Consider the following 3508-nt stretch of genomic DNA (forward strand, 5'->3'; position numbering starts at 1 on the left):
GGGCGCGCTGCTGCCCGAAGCGGGGGCCACGGCCCGGCTGCTGGTGCTCGGCTCCCGGGGCCGCGGGGGCTTCGCCAGCCTGTTGCTCGGGTCCAACTCCCTGGCCGCGGCACGTGACGCCGAGTGCCCGGTCGTCGTCGTGCCCCGGCCCGGGCGCGGGGGCGGGGACGAGGAGGGGGTGCAGGCCGGGACCGGCCGGCCCGTGGTGGTCGGGCTGAACGCCGACAGCCCCGACGAGACCACGCTCGCCTTCGCCTTCGCGGAGGCGGCGCTGCGCGGTGCCCGGCTGCGGGTCCTCGCCGCTTATCCGTGGCCGCTGCAGACGTGGATGCTGCCCGGGGAGGTGCCTCCGCCGCAGGTCGACCAGGACGCCGTCGAGCACGAGACCCGCCTTCTCGCCGACGGCTTCCTCGCCCCGCACCGGGAGCGGCATCCCGAGGTCGCCGCCGGGATCGACGTGCTGCCCGGGGACGCGGCCGGTCGTCTGGTCGACGCGTCGAGGGACGCCGAACTGGTCGTCGTGGGCCGTCATCGCCGTCGGCTGCTGGCGCCGGCCCGCATGACGGGGTCGGTGACACAGGCGGTGCTGCTGCACGCGGTGAGCCCGGTCGCGGTGATTCCCCCACCCGCGTAGCCGCGGGCGGTCGTGCCTCCCTCCAGTGTCTCAAGGGCCTGGGGGGTGCCTTCAGGGCGATGGGCCCCCGGCCCGAGCGAAGCCGGGAGCGGGGGAGGAGCCGGGAGGAACCTCGCAACGCGCCGAGCCGCGCACCCCCGCCCGAGTGCGGCTCCCGGCACTAATGGCAGCGGACTCCCCTATCGTTAGCGACATGCGGGACTCGACCACCACCAGCGACGCCCACCTCGTCCTGGACCTCGCCCTCACCGTCCGGCACGACGGCGACGGTGGAGTCGCCGACGACCTCGCCGGGCCCGCCGGGCTCACCGACTGGGTGCGGGCGCACCCGGAGGCGCTGACCGGCGCGGAAGGCTATGTCGCCGGCGCCGGTGACCTCGCCGATGTCCGCGACCTGCGCGCCGCCGTCCGCGCCCTGTTCGCGCACGCGGTCCGTCCGGCCGAACCGAGCCCCGCGGACGCGACCCGCCTCCTGCCCGCCCCCGAGGCCCTGCGCAAGCTGAACGACGCCGCTGCCCGCACCCCCACCGTCCCCGTCCTGGAGTGGTCCGACGGGTACGGCCCTCTCGTCCGCCGGCGGCCCGTCCCGGACGGCGGGTCCGACCTGACCGCCGTCCTCGCCCAGGCCGCGATCGCCTTCCTCGCCGGTCCCGACCGTGAACGCCTCCGGGCCTGCCACGCCCCCCGCTGTGTGCGCTACTTCCTGAAGGAACACCCGCGTCAGGAGTGGTGCAAGCCCTCCTGCGGCAACCGCGCCCGGGTGGCCCGCCACCACGAACGGCACCGGCGGTCCGGGTAGCGGAGGCGGGCGTCGCCCGACCGTCCATACGCGGGTCCGGGCACGTACCATGGCGGCATGTCGTTCCTCCGCCGCCGCAGTGCCACGCCCGCCGGGCCCGAATTCGACGTTCTGGCCATGGACCCGGGCGACTGGCCCGGCAATCTGGGCGCCGGACTGCTGCCCGCCCCCGACGGAAGCTGCCAGGGCGTCTTCCTGCGTTACGACCTGTTCGGCGGCCGCGGCCCCGCGATGATCATCGGCAACCTGCCCGAGGGCTCCCCGGCCCGGGACGTCCCGGAGGGCGAGGTCCCCTTCGAGGTCGGGCAACTGCTGCTGGCGCTGGAGAACGACGAGGAGATCACCGTCGTCGGCACCGAGGACGTGCCGGTGATGCAGGGCGACAACCTGCTGATCGTGCGCCGGGTCAAGCTCTCCGAGGGCCGGATCTCCTGCGTGCAGTTCGACCGCAGCGACAACGTCCTGGTGACCATCGCCGCCTGGGACCGCCCCATCACCGACGACCTGTACGCCCTCCTCAAGCCGCTTCCCGCGGAGCTGTTCCAGCAGGGCTGACACAAGGGGCCGGGTTCCGCGGGAACCCGGCCCTCCCGCTACGTCCCCCGCGCCGCTACGACGACGTCACCGTCACGTCCGCCGCCCGGACGAACCCGACCCGGTGGCCGAACTGGATCTCGTAGTACAGGTCCTCGCCCCGCACCACCTGGTGGGACGCCTCGTCGAAGGTCACCGCGTAGTAGTACTCGCCGGGCACCTTGCCCCCGGTCACGTACTTCTGGCCCTTGAGCACCGTGTACGGCAGCGGCGACACCGCCTGGGCCGGCACGCCCTCCGGGTAGGCCGCCTTCTCCGGGTACGCCCTCCCGTACACCGGCACCGAGTCGAGGCCCTCCCTGGGGGTGACGACCTCGCCCTTCGCGGGCACCGCGGTGGGGTGCTTCCCCGGGTTCTCGAACCAGGCCTTCTGACCGAGGTACCAGATGGCGGTCCAGTCGCCCCAGCGGTCGGCGACCGCGTAACTCTGGCCGGTGGAGACCCGCGAGGACAGGTCGTTCACCCCGGTGGTCGGGGCGGAGCCGAGGCCGATGTCCCTGATCAGCGGGGAGTCCTCGTCGTGGTCGGAGTACAGCCGCACCGCGCTCGACCCGTGGGCGGCGCACGGCTCGCCCACGGTCTCGCAGCCCGTGAAGCCCGGTCGGTTGGCGGCGTAGTCGGGCCGGATCGTGACGATCCCCGCGTGCTTGCCGGCCGTGGCCTTCAGGGGCTTGCCCAGCAGTTCGAAGTAGTGCCGCCAGTCCCAGTACGGTCCGGGGTCGGTGTGCATGCCGGGGATGGTGGCGGTGGTCGTCCCCGGCACCGTGTCGTGGCCGAGGATGTGCTGCCGGTCCAGCGGGATGTCGTACTTCTCGGCGAGGTACTTCACCAGCCGGGCCGAGGACCGGTACATCGCCTCGGTGTACCAGGCGTCGGGGTCCGCCAGGAAGCCCTCGTGCTCCAGTCCGATCGACCCCGCGTTGACGTACCAGTTGCCCGCGTGCCAGGCCACGTCCTTCGCCTTCACATGCTGGGCGATGTGACCGTCCGTGGAGCGCAGACTGTATTGCCAGGACACATAGGTGGGGTTCTGCACCATGTCGAGTACGCCCTCCCAGGCGCCCTCCGTGTCATGGACGACGATGTACCGGATGCGCTGCGAGGCGGGCCGGTTCCCCAGGTCGTGGTTGCCGTAGTCGCCGTCGCCGAACTCCTCGTACGGTGCCGGGATCCACTCGCAGGACACCGTCCTCGGGCACTCCGTGCCGGCGGCGGAGGCGGTGCGCAGCCCGGCGCGCTCCAGTGCCGCGGTGTCGGGCGCGAGGCCGGGGCGGGCGGTCAGGACGACCTGCTGTCCGGCGTCGGTGACGCGTTCCTCGCCGGCGCGGATCACCTCGTACACGTCGTTCGCGTACGCCACCGCCGACGCGGTGTCGTCGGCGCCGGAGAAGAGGGCGACCGCCGCGTACCAGTCGGCCGGGTCCTCGCTCCCGGGCCCGCCCAGCCGGCGCTGGGCCTCGGCCAGCAGGGCGGCGCCGCCC

4 protein-coding genes are annotated in these 3508 nt (G+C 73.6%); 3 read left to right on the forward strand and 1 reads right to left on the reverse strand.

Annotated features, from left to right (window positions below):
* From B7767_RS33710 to B7767_RS33720, 3 genes are all read left to right on the forward strand, one after another.
* The coding region (locus B7767_RS33710) for a universal stress protein (RefSeq protein WP_107486481.1) at positions 1–634 on the forward strand (634 nt) is incomplete at its 5' end.
* A 193-nt stretch (positions 635–827) separates the two neighbouring features.
* Positions 828–1433, forward strand: a complete 606-nt coding sequence (locus tag B7767_RS33715) for an ABATE domain-containing protein (protein ID WP_085575421.1) — start codon at positions 828–830, stop codon at positions 1431–1433.
* A gap of 57 nt (positions 1434–1490) precedes the next feature.
* Positions 1491–1988, forward strand: coding sequence for a hypothetical protein (locus B7767_RS33720; protein WP_085575422.1), 498 nt, complete (start codon positions 1491–1493; stop codon positions 1986–1988).
* A 55-nt stretch (positions 1989–2043) separates the two neighbouring features.
* Here B7767_RS33720 and B7767_RS33725 read toward each other — a convergent pair.
* Positions 2044–3508 (reverse strand): N-acetylmuramoyl-L-alanine amidase (locus B7767_RS33725; RefSeq protein ID WP_256923662.1); only part of this gene is annotated, 1465 nt, incomplete at its 5' end.

Source organism: Streptomyces sp. 13-12-16, assembly GCF_002114215.1.
Classification (GTDB): Bacteria; Actinomycetota; Actinomycetes; order Streptomycetales; family Streptomycetaceae; genus Streptomyces.

What these genes read in the sequence shown, in the direction of transcription:
- B7767_RS33720 (WP_085575422.1), top strand. Translation starts at nt 1,491, where the DNA reads ATGTCGTTCCTCCGCCGCCGCAGTGCCACGCCCGCCGGGCCCGAATTC.
- B7767_RS33715 (WP_085575421.1), top strand. Translation starts at nt 828, where the DNA reads ATGCGGGACTCGACCACCACCAGCGACGCCCACCTCGTCCTGGACCTC.